Source organism: Pseudanabaena sp. PCC 9330, assembly GCF_055795045.1.
Map to the genome: position 1 here is coordinate 41,566 of NZ_JAYFES010000102.1, position 15,483 is coordinate 57,048.

Sequence of the window (15,483 nt, forward strand, 5' to 3'; positions counted from 1 at the left end):
CCCTATGCTGACAGACTTTTGGCAACAGCTCACCCTCAGCGGCTTTGCCTTTGAGCAATGGCGCGAAGCCAGCCTGATTCACCGGCTGCTGGCCCCCCTGCGGCGGTGGCGTCAGGGCAGCTGGCTGCTGCGCTGGGGCGACTGGATTGGGCTGGCGCTAGTAGTGGTCATCTTTGCCCTGGCTCCCTATGTCTCGACCACGCTGATTGGGGTACTGCTGCTAGCGGTAGCGGCGTTTTGGGCACTGCTGACCCTGACCGATGAAGCCGGGCCGGGGCTATCTCCCGTACACATTGCGGTGGCGGTCTACTGGGGGGTAATGCTACTGGCCACGGCCCTGTCGCCGGTACGGGGAGCAGCAGTGAGCGGACTGATCAAGCTGACGCTGAATATTCTGCTGTTTTTGCTGATCGCTCGGGTGGCACGGCAGCCCAGGGCTCGGGGGCTACTAGTTTTAGGCTACATTCTGACTACCCTGCCGGTGTCTATCTACGGGCTGCGGCAGTATTTCTTTGGGGCGACGGCTCTGGCCACCTGGGTGGATGCCAACTCGGCGGTGGCCGATGTGACGCGGGTGTACAGCTTCTTGGGCAATCCCAACCTGCTGGCTGGCTATCTGATTCCGGGGGTGATGCTGAGTGGGGCGGCGGTGTTTGCCTGGCCCCGCTGGGTGCCAAAAGGCCTAGCGCTGCTGGCAGCGATGATCAACACCCTGTGCCTCATCTTGACCCTCAGCCGGGGCGGCTGGATTGGTTTTTTAATCGCGGGCTTTGTCCTCCTCACCCTGCTGGTGCAGTACTGGAGCCTCTGGTTTACCCCGTTTTGGCAGCGCTGGGCGCTGCCATTGCTGCTGGGCGGCGCAGCAGCGGTGGTGGTGCTGGGGGTGCTATCGGTCAGCTCGCTGCGGGCGCGGGTGCTGAGCATGTTTGTGGGCCGGGCCGACAGCAGCAACAACTTTCGCATGAACGTGTGGGCAGCGGTGATCGATATGATTCGGGCCCGGCCCATTTTGGGCATTGGCCCCGGTAATGATGCCTTTAACTCGGTTTATCCCCTGTTTCAGCGGCCCCGCTATACGGCCCTAAGCGCCTACTCAGTCTTTTTAGAAGTCTTGGTTGAAGCGGGGATTGTTGGCCTATTGGCCTTTCTGTGGCTGCTGACGCTGATCTTTCACCAGGGCTGGGTGCAGCTCCAGCGCATGCGAGAAACCCAAGACCAGCAGGGCTATTGGCTCATGGGGGCGATCGCCTCAATCACCGGCACTCTGGGTCAGGGCATTGCCGATACGGTGATGTATCGCCCGCAGATCAGCACCCTGTGGTGGATGTCGATCGCGATCGTGGCCAGCTACTACCCTGCTCAGGCACTGCTGGGCAATCGTGTCTTTAAGCTGCGGTCTGAGCTGTAGCGCAAAAGCGATTGCGGGAATTAATCGGTGACGCTAGAGGTGCCCGCTAGCCTCAACCCTACACAGCCCAACACACAGATGCTGACTGAGGTTTACCCTTCGTCGCCAGTCCAGGTGGCATGGGGCATGAGTTTGATCTGGCCTTTGTGCGGCAGGTCTTTGCCAGTTACTAGCTTGCCGCCATTGAGGGCAAGGTGCTCTTTCAGCCGCGTTTCAGCCTCAGCCGTAGTTTTTACCCGCAGGTTAAGAATGTAGAGGTAGGGTGCTGAGCTGTTGTCGGGGTGGCTGGCACTCTCCCAGATGCGCAGTCTGATGCCGTCTGGGGCTGGCATGATCTTATAAAACAGCAGGTGATCAACGCCTGGGTCAGAGAGCCGCGAGTGAGCAGAAAGCAGAGTGGACATGTCCCAAAACCAAACTCGAACGACCTAAATCTACGCCTCGACCCTCACCCTTGAATCTTGCTTCATAGGAGCAACCTACTCTGAGGGTACCCAGATCGACCTCTACTAACAGAGGGGTTCTTATAATCTTCTTATATTTCTATGGCGAGAGACTTACAGTTTAAAAATCAGGATAATTTTTATAATTCGCAAGGAACTTTTTGATCTGCACGTTTAAGGCACTCCGCTATCGCTAGGGGGCAACCAAGCACGAGGGCACCTCAGATTTATCAACCTGAGGCGATTTCTGGAAAACGTTCTCCCCAGTGGTGGGCACGGCCCCCACTCCATCGGCCCTGGTCGGTAGGTTAAAGGAGAGATAGGCTTTTCGGCAGACCTGCTAAAGCCAAGGCGTACATCAACCCTGGAGATATCCGACCTGGAGACATCCGGCCTGCCTATGAGAGCTAGGTCTACTCTGTTGTAGATAGAGCAGCACGCCGATCCATCTCGGAGCGGAGTGCCTTGATGGTGTCGACGAGGCTAGCCTCAAACAGGTTGTAAAACATTGATTTAAATGGGCCGAGATCTGCTTCTGCGCGCACCTGCTGCGACAGCAGACATCCACCCGTATTGGCCAGGGCTGGCGGGGGGGCGTCGATGCGCCAGTGCCCATACATATATTCGAGGTTGCCTTCTAGCATCCGAAAGCTAATTTGCTGACCGTCTAGCTCCAAGTTTTCGGTCAGCACCGTAGACTCCATGGTGGTGAGCAGAATGCGCCGCCGATCAATTTGCTCGACTATGGTGCGATCGCCCTGCACCTCAACCACTCGGCTTTTGACTACCGTAGGCAAGAATTTGTAGAAATTGTTGTAGTCGGTCAGCACGGCCCAGGCGGCGGCGGCAGGCACCGAGCTGACCGCCATGATGCCATACTGCCCTTGGCCACCCTTGACCAGCACATTGCCCTTAGACAAAACGGCCCAATCAGCCGTGGTCAACTTGGCCAGATAGGTCTCCGCTGGCTGAACTTGACGGGACAAACGCGACATAAAACCAGAGTGCCAGAATTCAACAACTGTAGCGCCTACCCGTACTGTAGCGTTAGTAGGCTAGATTAAGACCAAAATCAGGCCAGCGGCAGTCTACTTCAGCCGCGCCAAGCCTGCCTGTACCCGGCGCTAGCCTGGGCCTAGAGCCGGGCAGCGATCCTCTGTTCTGTGTTGGCGATGCGTCACCTATGCCTAGTTTTGAAACGGCTTTAGCAGCTTACCAAGCTTTACCGACGAGGGTTTGTAGCCTGATGCTCAGCACCGTCGGTGCCAATGGCCACCCCCAGGCCAGCTATGCTCCCTACGTCATCGACGAGGCCTATCAGATCTATATCTTTACCAGCGGGCTGTCGGCCCACACCGATAACCTCCACGCCACGGGGCTTGCGGGTGTTTTGCTGATCGAAGACGAAGCCGACGCGCCCCAGGTGTTTGCCCGCCAGCGCCTTAGCTACGACTGTCAGGCTGCTCTGCTGCCCCGGGACACCTCAGCCTGGGAGGCCATTGCCGACCGATTTGAGCAGCGCTTTGGCGACATTGTTGCCATGCTGCGATCGCTAGAAGACTTTCAGATTTTTCAGCTTAGCCCCCAAGAAGGGCGGTTTGTGATGGGCTTTGGGGCCGCCTACGCCGTCGACCCCAACAATTTGGGGCAGCTGCTCGGCCCACCCCAAACCGGGCCAGACAATGTCTCCCCCGATCGCTAGCTGCTGCTCAGGGCGGCCTAGCCGGTGACCAAGAGGCCAACCCCCACCAGAGCAATGGCTGCTCCGACGATGGCCCGGGGGCTGACGCGATCGCCCAGGGCTGCGGCCAGGGGCAGCACAAACAGGGGACTGGTAGAGGTTAGCGCCTGGGCAATGCCCGTGGCCGAGTATTTGAGGGCCGTTTGCTGTAGATAGATCGCCAGGTAGGTGCCGAGGAAGGCAGCCAGAGCCACACCCCCCAGCAGACGGGGCGATTGCAGCGGCCTGAGCGAGCCAGCCACCGGGCCTCGCCAGCGCAAAATACCTAGGATGATCACCAGGCCACCCCCCAAGCGCAGCAGGGTGCTCCACAGGGGGTCAACGGCAGTGTCAGCCAGCACCGCCCGCGACATCACCGCCCCAATGGCCTGCCCCAGGGCTGCCAATACCCCCAGACCAACCCCCCAGGCGCTAGGGGCCTCTCCAGCTACCCCAGGCACTCGCTCAGCAATCACCCAGATCACCCCGGCCAGGGTAGTAGCAATGCCCAGCCACGCCCTCCCCCCCAGAGATTCTTGGAGAAAAACTAGGGCCAGCACCGCCGCCAGAGGTGGAGCCAGGGTCTCAAGCAGCAGCGCCCGCCGAGGCCCCAGACGGTTAATGGCAGCAAAATAGGCGGTGTCACCTAGGCCAATGCCGATCGCACCGCTGAGGGCCAGCACGCCTACTGACTGGGGCACCAGGCCAGCGGTGTCTTGGTTGAGCAGCAGCAGCGTCAGGATCAGCAGCACGAAGGCGATCGACCCCTTGGCAAAGTTCAGCACCAGCGGCGACAACGTCTTACCCAGCCGCCCAAACATAACGGTAGCCACCGCCCACAAAAAAGCCGCTGTCAGTGCTGCCAGTTCGCCGCCCATAGTCGTTAGGTCAGCCGATGCCGATATAAACAGTTACCGCAAGTCCGTTTCAAGCGCCTAGAGGTTTCCCCAGTGAGGTTTGCCCCAGACGGAAGCCTATATCTGAGCTTGATCTGGTTTAATATCCAATCCGACTCACACAACCCCGATTCAAAACCGATACCGGGCAGGAAGCATGGCCGTGAAAAGCCCCGACGAACCGGGGGTGTATCGACAGACTTTGGTATAAGTACAGCCACCATACCGGAAACGCACCCTAATTTCACCACAGAATCTTTACACTTGCTGTCTCAGAATTTGCTGATCTGGCGTTTCATCGCTGTAGAGAGAACCAAGACAGTCTGACCCTTTCAAGGAAATTTGAGTTATGCGTGTCTGGGCACTTGCATCGTGCGGTGGCCTGCTAGCCCTTGTGGCCTGTAGTGCTGACCAAGCCAACACTACCAACCCAAACTCCCCGCCTGCCGATGCCGATGGTCTGTCCCACGGCAAGACATTGCCCCCGACGGCGGCTCCTAGTTCCTTAGCTCGGCCAGAGATGCGCCCTAGACAGGCCTTGTCGACCCGGGCGCGGCTAAGTCCAGCGGTGGTCAGCGCTCGGGCCGACCGCACCGCGACTCAGCCCCAGTCTCAGTCAGATCAGCTGCGGGCGCGGCTGCAGCGGCTGCGCGATCAGCAGAGAACGCGATTAGCGCCTAGTGCTTCCGTAGCGGCGGCACCGATCTCGACAACGGCCAAAGTGGTTGCCAGCCCCATTCCTCAGCCTGGGGCACCTATGCTGCAGCAGGCAGATTCAACCCCAGGCGCTAGTCGTGACAGCAGGCTGGCCATTGCCCCACAGCCCAACCGTGCAGAGCCGTCACCTCTTTTAGCAACTGCAACGCCCCTACCGTCGCCTCGGCCTCCGGCCCCCAAGGCCGAGGTTGCACCCAGCGGTACTGCCCTAGATTTGCAACCTGTGGTCGCAGCCAGCATTACCCGCAACTACCCTATTGCCCCGCTGCGCCATCAGGGGCACAGTGCCCGTTCGGCTGCATCCCCGTTGCTGGTGTCACTGCCGACAGCTCAGCCCTCGACCGCGAGCGCTAGACTCCACGGCAGTACAGGGCTAGCCCTGGGTACCCAGTCGAGGGCCAACAGCACTGCATCGGTCTCAGAGCAAGAGGCCGCCTTGGTGCCCGACTCGACCCAAGACTCAGCGGCGCGGCTGGCTCGATCTCCCGAATCCTCCCTTGCCCGTGAGCATGTCGCTTCGCCGTTGAGGGCGGGCAGGCCCTTAACCCCGGTTCCCCCTGGAGATCTCCCCGGTGCCTCCCGAGGGCTACACCAGCGGGAGTCTACGCCCCCCCTTCAAGCTTCAGCGAGATTGCCATTGCAGGCTAGCCTCGCCCCTAGCCCCGATGCCCGTGCGGCGGCAGACCAGAGTTCAGGGGCGATCGCCCTACCCGAGAGCTTGCCCTTCAACAGTGCAGCCCCGAGGCTGAGCCCCCAGCGCCCCCAGCTGTCTCCTGCTCAACCAAATGTTGCCCCACCCACTGCCGCCCAACCGGCGGATTCCCAACTCGTCTTGACCGATCGCGCTACCCCAGAGCCCGCACCAGTCTCCTCAGAAGGGCATCTCAGTCAAACCGACCTCGATCAATTGCGTCTGGTGCCCTCAGCCAGACAGTCACCTAAGGGGCTAGCGTTGGCCCACTGCCCGCCTACCAGGGCCTCTACCTCGCTAGAGGAGCGTCTGGTCAACGGCGCGATCGCAGCTCAACCCAGCTTTTCTGATCGCAGCCAGAGCACCACCCTAGCCAAAGACGTGCTCGCCCCTTGCTGGAGCCATGCCCCTGCCCAGAGCGTCGCTGTTGAGCCCATGCCAGCCGCTGCCCCAGCCCCCGACGGCCTCGATATTACTCCTGCCTCGGCAGCTGATTTAGATCAAGAAACCCTGCCCCCAGATCCTGTCTCCGACTAGGTCAGCCGCGTTGGTCACCGCTCTGCCCCTCGCGCTATGGTGAGTTGATCAGGGGAAAATATAGAGCGACACACCATGAAGCTGTACTGCGATCGCCAGGGAGAGGGCTTTCCCATTTTGTGCCTGCACGGACATCCGGGCTCGGCCCAGACCATGGGCGTGTTTGTCGAAGGCCTGCGCGATCGCCACACCATGCTCACCCCAGATCTGCGGGGCTATGGCCGCAGTCAGACGCGATCGCCCTTTGACCTCGAAGACAGTCTGAGCGATCTGGTAGAACTGCTCAACCATCAGGGCGTTGAGCGCTGCGTGGTGCTGGGCTGGTCGCTGGGGGGCATTTTAGCCCTAGAGCTGGCCCTACGATACCCCGAGCGGGTGGTCGGCCTGATTCTTATTGCTACGGCGGCCCGCCCGGTAGGTGCCCATCCGCCCACCACCTGGGTGGAACTGGTCAACACCGGGGTGGGGTCAATTTTGAATGTGATCGCCCCGGCCAACCGTCTGGTGCGCCTGGGTCTGGGACCGCGATCGCTCTACCGCTACCTGCTGCGCCAGCACACCGCCCACGCCTACCAGCGCCTGGCTCGGGAGGGCTTTTGGGCCTACTTAGGCACCTCGCCCCTGGCCCACCGCGCCCTCAACCGCGCCCTAGCCGGTTGCTACAACCGACTGCCAGACCTAGGATCAATTCGCGTGCCCTGTCTAGTACTCTGCGGGGCCGAAGACTGCCACATCACTGCCCATGCCAGCCTCGAAACGGCAGCTCACCTGCCCGTTGCCGAAAGCTGCTGCTACCCCAACACGGCCCACCTACTGCCCTGGGAAATTCCTCACCAGTTGCTCAACGACATTGGCAACTGGCTCGAACGCCACATCGATCAAACAGGCTACCAAAGCGAATCCATTCACTCTGGTAGCCCAACTAGATAACCATTTTTAGCCAGCAGGGCTGGCACAGGCCCCCTACGGCTGACCGCTAAACGCTGGCGCAGAGAACCCACCCAGGGGGGTATCCCATTCGTCAGTAATCGTGAGCTGGTCGGGATGGGCGCAGAGCTGCACCAAGGTCTGAATATTTTGGGCGCCTTCTTGCTCCAGATCCTCAATGTAGCCGCCCTTAGCGACCAGCGCTTCGGCCTCGCTGTCAAAGGGGCCAAAGTAGTAAGTGCAGGCCGGCTGGGCAGTCTTGATCTCAACCCACCAGGCTTTGCCCTGGCCAAGGATATTGGTTAAAAAGCGACCCAATAAATTATTCATAGATCCTTCCTATCTGCTGGTTACTAAAAAGGAATCACGTCGTCAAACCGTCCTGGGACCACGCTAATCCATGTTTGTTTATACTGTCTTGCTTTTGATTTTGCAAAGAGGAAATTTGATTTTGCGCCACCCATTGATGACGATAGATCTCATAGAGCGTCATGCCTGTAGCCACCGATGCATTTAGGCTAGGAACTGTTCCCCGCAGCGGAATTGACACCAGGGTGTCACAGCTCTGCTGCACGGTTAGGCTCAGCCCACTGCCTTCGGCCCCCACCACAATTACCGTAGGGCGATCAAAGGTGGTGCGGTGCACCGGCTGGCTCGCCTCAGAGGCTAGGCCATAGATCCAAAAGCCCTTTTCTTTCAAAGTTTCGAGGGCGCGCTTCAGGTTGACCACCCGCGCCACGGGCAGGTGCTCTAGGGCTCCGGCTGCCACCTTGGCCACCGTAGCCGTCACCCCTACCGCCCGTCGCTGGGGAATCACCATGCCCTGAGCACCCAAAGCCTCGGCAGTGCGAATAATCGCCCCTAGGTTGTGAGGGTCGGTGATGCCATCGGCGGCGACAATCACCGGCAGCTTGGCGGCTCCGAGGGCCGCCTCAATCATGTCATCGAGGTCGTGGTATGCATGGGCAGCCGCCTGGGCCGCAATCCCCTGGTGGTTGGCTCCGGCGGTAATTTGGTTGAGCCGCTTGGTGTCGACTTCGTCAATCACCGCGCCGTTGGCTTTGGCTTCGTCGATCAATGAGAGAAAGCGGGGATCGTAGCGAATACGATCGTTGACCCAGACCCGGTTGAGCGGGCGCTGGGCCTGGAGTGCCGCCTCTACCGCGTGGCGACCGTAGATTAAGTCGGTTTGGTCTTGAACATCGTCGTCATCGGCCAGACTGCCCAGGGCGAGCTTTTGGGATGCAGGGCCGCGATCGCCGCTCTGGTAGCGGGGCTGATCTCGGTCATAGCTAGGCCGATCGCCACCGTAGCGCGGTTTGCCACCTCTATCGCCGCCGTAGCGCGGCTTGTCATCTTCTTTAAATTGGGGCTTGCCCACCGGTCTGTCGTCACTGTAGCGGGGCCTATCCTCGCCGTAACGGGGCTTGTCATCTCGCTGTCGAGGTTTGCCACTTTTGTCGCCACCGTAGCGGGGCTTGTCATCTTTGAACTGGGGCTTGCCCACCGGTCTATCGCTGCCGTAACGAGGCTTGTCGCCGTCATAGCGAGGCTTATCGCCACCGTAGCGGGGCTTACCGCTCTTATCGCCACCGTAGCGGGGTTTGTCATCGCCATAGCGGGGTTTGTCGTCTCCTGCCGGGCGAGGTTTGCCGCCGTCGTAGCGAGGCTTGCCGTCTTGCCGCTGGGGCTTACCGCCTCGGTACCCCTCCGAGTGCTGACGAGGCTCCGACCCAGGGGAACGCTTAGGCTTACGAGAAGGCTTGGGAGACGACGACATGGCCACACGGAGTACAGAGTTAGAACAGACAGAAATCCTAGGCTAGCATGCCCTAAGCAATACCCTACCATTCGTAAATTTTGGGGTGCAGACTGGGCAGAGGGCAAACTGGTCAGATGGCGACTTCAGGCCTACAAAGCCATAGGCAGAATTCCACTTCTGGGCTGGGATTAGGTTGAGAGTTGAAATCTGAAAATAAGTTTAAATTTGAGCATCCGATGACAAGGCAACAGTCATCCCTGGAATAATCCTTCACAATGAAAAATGACATCCCCCTACCGGAGTGATGCCAATGCCTCACCCACTAAACGGTACAAAGCTCAACGGTACAACGCTCGACTGTCCGGTTCATTTAGTGTTGTCGTACATTGGTAACAAGTGGGCCATCCTCATTTTGCAGGAGCTGTTTGAGGGTAGCCGCCGCACCAACGAGTTTTTGTCGGCCCTCCCCGGTATCAGTACCAAGACCCTCACGGCTCGACTGCGGGAGCTAGAGAGCTACGGCCTGATCAATCGCACGGTTTTTCCTGAGGTACCGCCCCGGGTCGAATACTCACTGACCCCCAAAGGGCGAGAGGTGCAGCCCATTATGGCCGCCCTCAATCAGGTGGGAGAGCACTGGCTTTTGCACAGCCCAGTTGCCCGGCCATCGTCCCCCTAGCGCTGTCAAGAGCAGCTAGTCGTTGCTCCAGGTTTCATGGGTGAGCAGGTCGCCGATGCGATCGCGCAAAAAGTAGTCGTACTCCTCTAGCTCCGCTTCGATAAATGGCCATTCGCGGGCGGCAATGTAGCCACAGAGGGCGCAAATGGGCTGACAGCGATCGAGGGTGCCGCACTCCACAAGTTGCTTAGCTTCGTCACGAATTTCATCAATGGTGTAGTGCCGAGCGAGCACCGAATTAGCTGTTGTTGTCGCCATGGCCGTAGCCCTCCAATATCGGGATCACAGTGAGAACATTTACTCATTGCTCCACCTACATAGTGCAGCCCTAACTCTGGGGATCAAAGCAGATGATGCGCATCCTTACCTTTGTTTACAAGGCGCAATAATGTATTTTGGTATACTCTCTAGCTGCATTCTAGTGCGGCCATGGCCTGGTGGGTGCTCAAAAAGACCCGCTCTCTACCGCCTAAATGCTCAATAAAGCCCGCCCGATTGAGCTGATCCATCACGGGGCCTTTGACTTCGCTCAGGTAGACGGTCACCCCTGCCTCTCGCAGGTCTTTGACCAGGGTTTCCAGAGTTTCTAGGGCGCTGCCATCGATGTGGTTGATGGCGCTGCAAATCAGCACCAGGGCCGTGGCGGTAGGATGGTCGGCCACCGCTTGAATTAAATAGTCTTCCAGGTGCTTGGTATTGGCAAAATAAAGGCTCTCATCGATGCGAATCGCCAGCACCCCGGTACAGGTCTGCACCGGATGGCGCTTAACATTGCGAAAGTGCTCGGTGTCGCCCACGCGCCCCACCTCAGCAATGTGGGGGCGGCTGGTGCGCCACAGGTAGAAGACCACCGAGGCCACAAAGCCCACCACAATCCCGGTCTCAATACCCACCGTCAGCACTGCTAAAAAGGTGATGCCCAGACTGGCAGCATCACTTCGCGACACCCGCCACAGGCGACCAAAGCTCTTGAAATCGAGCAGGTTGATCACCGCCACCAAAATCACCGCTGCCAGGGCTGCCTGGGGTAGGTAATAAAACAACGGCGTGAAGAACAGCACCACCAGAGCAATCAGACAGGCGGTAATGATCGAGGCCAACCCCGTATTAGCCCCCGCCGAAAAGTTCACCACCGAGCGACTGAAGCCACCAGTTACCGGATAGCCGCCGGTAAAGGCCGCCCCCAGGTTAGCGGCCCCGAGGCCAATTAACTCCTGGTTGGCGTCAATACGCTGCCGCCGCTTGCTAGCCAAGGATTTGGCCACGGCAATGCTTTCCATAAAGCCCACAAAGCTAATGGTGAGGGCGGTGGGCAGCAGCTGCTGCCACAGGGTTAGGTCTACCGCTGGCAGAGACAGGGGCGGCAGCCCACGGGGAATCTCACCCACAATAGCCACACCATAGCGGCTGTGTAGCCCTAGTAGCCCCACCAGCAAAATGGTGCCTGCCACCACCGCCAGCGCCCCCCCCCGGCTGATCGGGCTGATCCACCCTTCGGCCCAGCCCCAGCGGCGCAGCAGCTGGGGCAGCTTGCGGTTGAAAAACAGCAGCACGGCTACACTGCCCAAACCTAGGGCCAGGCTGACGCCGTTGGTGGCGGGGGCCGCCCGCACCAGGCTGAGGGCGGTTGCCAGAAAACTCTCTGACGCGGGAATTTTGACCCCCAGCAGGTGCTTGAGCTGGCTGAGGCCAATTACTAGCGCGGCAGCATTGGTAAAGCCCACGATCACGGCGTGGCTGAGGAAGTTGACGATAAATCCCAGCCGCACCATCCCCATAAACACCTGAATGACACCGATCAGCAGGGCCAGGGCTAGAGCAGCAGCCAGGTACTCGGGACTGCCTGCCGCCGCTACCTGGCCTACGCTGGTGGCCACCAGTAGCGACACCATGGCCACCGGCCCCACCGCCAGCGATCGGCTAGTGCCCAGCACCGCATAGAGCAGCAGCGGCACAATGCTGGCATAGAGCCCCACCTGGGGCGGCAGCCCAGCCAACATAGCGTAGGCCATTCCCTGGGGGATCAGCATGATCGCGACGATCGCACCGGCCATGGCATCGCCCACTAGATCTTGGGGATCGTAATGCCTGCCCCAGCTGAGGACGGGGATATATCGGCTCAACCCCGCTGGGAAATGCGACTGCCGGGGAGGGGGCAAGGGAGTTTCGGGCATAGGTTTTCGGGCATAGGTTTTAAGGTATGGGCTAGGGGCGATCGCCGCACCTAACGGCATCGGTCACACCACCCAGCCCACCTGACACAATCTTACATGACTAATTGACTACTCAGTAATATAATTTCCCCTAGCAGCCTAAAAGATAACTGACTGGCTATATAGTAAATATATGGCCAATCTATTCTCTTAGGAGATTTGTGTTGTGGATAACACCTTAATCTTTCGCCAGCTGTTTGACGCCGACTCGTCTACCTATACCTATCTGCTGGCTGACCCAGCCTCTAAGGAAGCAGTGCTGATCGACCCCGTCTTTGAGCAGCACCTGCGCGATCGCGCCCTGATCGAAGAGCTGGGCCTCACCCTGCTAGCCACCCTCGACACCCACTGTCACGCCGACCACGTCACCGGGGCCTGGCTAATGCAGCAGGCGCTGGGTGCCAAAATTGGCATCTCAGACCGTTATGGCGACATGATCACCGGAGCCAACTACCGGCTCGACCACGGGGATACGGTGACCTTCGGCAGTCGCGCCCTGGAAGTGCGCGCTACCCCCGGCCACACCGACGGCTGCATCACTTATGTGCTCGACGATCACTCCATGGCCTTTACCGGCGACTGTCTGCTGATCCGTGGCGCTGGCCGGTGCGACTTTCAACAGGGCGACGCCAAAAATATGTACGCCTCCATCACCGAGCAAATCTTCAGCCTGCCCGACAACTGCATCATCTGGCCCGCCCACGACTACAGCGGTCGCACCTCGTCTACCGTCGGCGAAGAAAAAGCCTATAACCCCCGCATCGGCGGTGAAGCCGACGAGCGCGACTTTGTGGGGTATATGGACAATCTCGGCCTGCCTCACCCCAAAAAAATTGATATTGCCCTACCGGCCAACTCTGTCTGCGGCCAGCCGGAAGACGGCAAAATGCCTACCGTAGCCGACTGGGGGCCAGTCCGTCTCACCTACGGCGGCGTCAAGGAGATCGACCCGCAGTGGGTGGCCGAAAATCTGGGCAAAGTTCACGTACTGGATGTGCGCGGTGCGGACGAGTTTAACGCCGATCTGGGTCACATCAGCACGGCTCAGCTGGTTCCCCTACCCAACCTCGAAGGGCGAGTCGGTGAAATTCCTCCGGGGCGACCAGTGGTAGCGGTGTGTAAGTCGGGGCGGCGATCGGCCCAGGCCACTGTCATTCTCAAAAAGCAGGGGTTAGACCAGGTGGCTAGTCTGCGCGGCGGCATGCTGAGCTGGAGTGCCGCTGACCTGCCGGTATTGCGCAACTAATCTCAAAACCTGGGTGCCTACCGAGGCCGCGCAAACACCTGAGTCCAGTAAGGGCGTCCGGCAGCCGTGGCATAGCCAATGCCTAGCTCGGTAAAGGCCGGGTTGAGAATGTTTTGGCGATGGCCAGGGCTATTCATCCAGGCGGCCATCACCGCAGCCGCAGAGGGCTGACCTAGAGCCACATTTTCACCGATAGTTGACCAGCGGTACTGGGTCGCATCGATGCGCGATCGCAGAGTAGAGCCATCGGACCCGGTGTGGCTCATGCGGCCACTGGTGGCCATATCTTGGGAATGGCGCTGGGCGGCGGCCATGAGTTTGTCACTGAGCACCAGGGGAGGCGCGTTTACCCGCTGGCGTTCAGCGTTGACCAGTTGCAGCAGTTCTTCTGCCACGGTGAGGTTGGCCTGGGCCACTGATATCGCCAGGGTTTGGGCGATCGCCTCAGGAGCGATCGCCCCAGGCAAAAACACGGCAGTGAGGGCAGCCAGCAGGGCCAGGGCCTGGGTTTGCAGCAGTAGTTTCCAGAGGTGCATCGGGTGTCCTTGCTTTAGTCTTCGTAGGAATGTAGGCAGTGGAGATTCGTTTGCTCAGGTAGACGCCCTATCTCCCTTGACGGGGGATGCGATCGCTCGGTTCCACCTAGCCTGCCCTACTGAAATGTCCTAGCGAGGGTTCTGGGCCATCAGCCGTTGCACATCTTCGGCATGGTACGAGCTGCGGGTCAGAGGCGACGACACCACCTGCAAAAAGCCCTTCGCCTCCCCCACCTGCCGCCAGGCGTCAAACTGGGCCGGGGTAACAAACTCCGCCACGGGCAGATGCTTTGACCCCGGCGACAGGTACTGCCCTAGGGTCAATATGTCGCAGTCTACAGCTCGCAGGTCATCCATCACCTGCTGTACCTCAAGGTCTGTTTCTCCCAGGCCAGCCATCAGTCCTGACTTGGTGTATACCCAGGGGGCCAGTTCGCGGCTGCGGCGCAGCAGTTCTAAAGAGCGGGCGTAGTCGCCCTGGGGGCGCACCCGTCGATAGAGGCGGGGCACCGTTTCGGTATTGTGGTTGAGCACGTGGGGCCGAGCCGCCAAAATTGTCTCCAGTGCCTGCCAGTTGCCGCACAGGTCAGGGATCAGCACCTCAATGGTGGTGTTAGGAGCGACCTGCCGCACTGCTTCAATGCAGGCGACAAACTGGCTGGCCCCGCCATCGGCCAAATCATCGCGGTTGACCGACGTGATCACCACATGGCTTAGCTTCATCCGCCGCACCGACTCCGCCAGCCGCAGCGGTTCGGTGGGGTCGAGGGCCACGGGCTTTTTCTCAAAGTCAATATCGCAGTAAGGGCAGGCGCGAGTGCAGGCCGGCCCCATGATCAAAAACGTCGCCGTGCCAGCCTTAAAACACTCGCCAATGTTAGGGCAAGAGGCCTCTTCGCACACAGTGTTCAGGCCTAGGTCTTGCAAAATCGACTTAACTTCGCCAATGCGCTCCCACTGGGGGGCCTTGACCCGCAACCAATCTGGTTTTACTGCCACTGTTTCAAACCTTGTCTCAAGACCTGCTCCTCAATCATATCAACCCCACTTCCCACTCCCCAGCTTCGCAGTATCCTAAAGATGACCATGGCTTACACCCATTGGCTACATGGATGCGTCATCTCCCCTAAAACGGTGCCTCATAGTGCTGTGCTACAGTGCCGCTGGCCTGTTGGCCGCTGGTGCTTGGCGCGATCAGGTGAGCGCTCGCTGGCAGTTCGAAACCCCCTTTGAGCGCATCCGCCTAACCCGGCTGGCCCCCAGGCTAACCCAGGCTCCCGAGACCCTGATGACCGCCAACACTCGCGTGGTGATCAGCCTCAGCCGTCGGCAGCTGACCCTATACCAAAATGACGCTGTTTGGAGCGAATTTCCGGTTGCTATCGGTCAAGATGAGTGGCAAACTCCAACGGGCGATTTCACCGTGCGAGACATGCGCACCGACCCCAAGTGGCAACACCCCATCACTAAAGAAGCCATCGGCCCTGGCCCCAGCAACCCCCTCGGCTCCCGCTGGATTGGCTTTTTGGTCATGGGTGACTACCACATCGGCATCCACGGCACCAACCAAGAGACCCTGATCGGCGAAGCCGTGTCCCACGGCTGTGTGCGCATGTTTGACCGAGATATTCAAACCCTATACAGCCACCTAAAGATTGGCACACCTGTCAAGGTAGTGCCTTGAGCAGCGTACCAACCTTTAGTAATC

The 15,483-nt window shown here is 59.5% G+C and carries 16 protein-coding genes; 7 read left to right on the forward strand and 9 right to left on the reverse strand.

The features are described 5' to 3' along the window. The first annotated feature begins 4 nt into the window (after positions 1-4). Positions 5-1,408 (forward strand): IctB family putative bicarbonate transporter, encoded by a 1,404-nt coding sequence (locus AC0QKW_RS12120; RefSeq protein ID WP_473151334.1) that lies wholly within the window; start codon positions 5-7, stop codon positions 1,406-1,408. Positions 1,409-1,500: 92 nt separating this feature from the next. Here AC0QKW_RS12120 and AC0QKW_RS12125 read toward each other — a convergent pair whose 3' ends face one another. Together AC0QKW_RS12125 and AC0QKW_RS12130 are read right to left on the reverse strand one after the other, a co-directional pair. After that, positions 1,501-1,812 (reverse strand): hypothetical protein, encoded by a 312-nt coding sequence (locus tag AC0QKW_RS12125; protein ID WP_473151335.1) that lies wholly within the window; start codon positions 1,810-1,812, stop codon positions 1,501-1,503. 452 nt (positions 1,813-2,264) lie between these two features. Then, positions 2,265-2,846 carry an SRPBCC family protein gene (locus AC0QKW_RS12130; protein ID WP_473151336.1) on the reverse strand — a complete coding sequence of 194 codons (582 nt, stop codon included), beginning with the start codon at positions 2,844-2,846 and terminating at the stop codon, positions 2,265-2,267. A gap of 188 nt (positions 2,847-3,034) precedes the next feature. On the opposite strand from AC0QKW_RS12130, the gene AC0QKW_RS12135 reads away from it, so the two are divergent. Then, positions 3,035-3,553 carry a HugZ family pyridoxamine 5'-phosphate oxidase gene (locus AC0QKW_RS12135; RefSeq protein ID WP_473151337.1) on the forward strand — a complete coding sequence of 173 codons (519 nt, stop codon included), beginning with the start codon at positions 3,035-3,037 and terminating at the stop codon, positions 3,551-3,553. A 17-nt stretch (positions 3,554-3,570) separates the two neighbouring features. Here AC0QKW_RS12135 and AC0QKW_RS12140 read toward each other — a convergent pair whose 3' ends face one another. Next, positions 3,571-4,449 (reverse strand): DMT family transporter, encoded by an 879-nt coding sequence (locus AC0QKW_RS12140; protein ID WP_473151338.1) that lies wholly within the window; start codon positions 4,447-4,449, stop codon positions 3,571-3,573. A 367-nt stretch (positions 4,450-4,816) separates the two neighbouring features. On the opposite strand from AC0QKW_RS12140, the gene AC0QKW_RS12145 reads away from it, so the two are divergent. Together AC0QKW_RS12145 and AC0QKW_RS12150 are read left to right on the forward strand one after the other, a co-directional pair. Next, positions 4,817-6,412: a hypothetical protein gene (locus AC0QKW_RS12145; RefSeq protein WP_473151339.1), complete on the forward strand. Its 1,596-nt coding sequence runs from the start codon at positions 4,817-4,819 to the stop codon at positions 6,410-6,412. A gap of 75 nt (positions 6,413-6,487) precedes the next feature. Further along, positions 6,488-7,342: an alpha/beta fold hydrolase gene (locus AC0QKW_RS12150; protein WP_473151340.1), complete on the forward strand. Its 855-nt coding sequence runs from the start codon at positions 6,488-6,490 to the stop codon at positions 7,340-7,342. 33 nt (positions 7,343-7,375) lie between these two features. On the opposite strand, the gene AC0QKW_RS12155 is transcribed toward AC0QKW_RS12150, so the two are convergent. Both AC0QKW_RS12155 and rlmB read right to left on the reverse strand, forming a co-directional pair. Continuing rightward, on the reverse strand, positions 7,376-7,669 hold the full coding sequence (locus tag AC0QKW_RS12155; RefSeq protein WP_473151341.1) for a DUF1816 domain-containing protein: 294 nt from the start codon (positions 7,667-7,669) through the stop codon (positions 7,376-7,378). Between the two features lie 34 nt (positions 7,670-7,703). Beyond that, positions 7,704-9,119, reverse strand: coding sequence for a 23S rRNA (guanosine(2251)-2'-O)-methyltransferase RlmB (gene rlmB, locus AC0QKW_RS12160; protein ID WP_473151342.1), 1,416 nt, complete (start codon positions 9,117-9,119; stop codon positions 7,704-7,706). Between the two features lie 292 nt (positions 9,120-9,411). Here rlmB and AC0QKW_RS12165 point away from each other — a divergent pair, with 292 nt between their 5' ends. Next, the gene (locus AC0QKW_RS12165) at positions 9,412-9,780 is read left to right on the forward strand and encodes a winged helix-turn-helix transcriptional regulator (RefSeq protein ID WP_473151343.1); all 369 of its coding nucleotides are present in this window, start codon (positions 9,412-9,414) and stop codon (positions 9,778-9,780) included. Between the two features lie 15 nt (positions 9,781-9,795). Here AC0QKW_RS12165 and AC0QKW_RS12170 read toward each other — a convergent pair whose 3' ends face one another. Both AC0QKW_RS12170 and AC0QKW_RS12175 read right to left on the reverse strand, forming a co-directional pair. After that, positions 9,796-10,038 carry a DUF4327 family protein gene (locus AC0QKW_RS12170; protein ID WP_473151344.1) on the reverse strand — a complete coding sequence of 81 codons (243 nt, stop codon included), beginning with the start codon at positions 10,036-10,038 and terminating at the stop codon, positions 9,796-9,798. A gap of 149 nt (positions 10,039-10,187) precedes the next feature. Beyond that, positions 10,188-11,954, reverse strand: a complete 1,767-nt coding sequence (locus AC0QKW_RS12175) for a SulP family inorganic anion transporter (RefSeq protein WP_473151345.1) — start codon at positions 11,952-11,954, stop codon at positions 10,188-10,190. 205 nt (positions 11,955-12,159) lie between these two features. Between AC0QKW_RS12175 and AC0QKW_RS12180 the strand changes: the two genes are divergently transcribed. Further along, positions 12,160-13,239 carry an MBL fold metallo-hydrolase gene (locus AC0QKW_RS12180; RefSeq protein ID WP_473151346.1) on the forward strand — a complete coding sequence of 360 codons (1,080 nt, stop codon included), beginning with the start codon at positions 12,160-12,162 and terminating at the stop codon, positions 13,237-13,239. A 17-nt stretch (positions 13,240-13,256) separates the two neighbouring features. Here the strand turns inward: AC0QKW_RS12180 and AC0QKW_RS12185 are convergent, their stop codons facing one another. Next, the gene (locus AC0QKW_RS12185; RefSeq protein WP_473151347.1) at positions 13,257-13,775 is read right to left on the reverse strand and encodes a CAP domain-containing protein; all 519 of its coding nucleotides are present in this window, start codon (positions 13,773-13,775) and stop codon (positions 13,257-13,259) included. 129 nt (positions 13,776-13,904) lie between these two features. Continuing rightward, positions 13,905-14,774 (reverse strand): lipoyl synthase, encoded by an 870-nt coding sequence (gene lipA, locus AC0QKW_RS12190; RefSeq protein ID WP_473151348.1) that lies wholly within the window; start codon positions 14,772-14,774, stop codon positions 13,905-13,907. A gap of 109 nt (positions 14,775-14,883) precedes the next feature. On the opposite strand from lipA, the gene AC0QKW_RS12195 reads away from it, so the two are divergent. Further along, positions 14,884-15,459: a L,D-transpeptidase gene (locus AC0QKW_RS12195; protein WP_473151349.1), complete on the forward strand. Its 576-nt coding sequence runs from the start codon at positions 14,884-14,886 to the stop codon at positions 15,457-15,459. Positions 15,460-15,483: the final 24 nt, after the last annotated feature.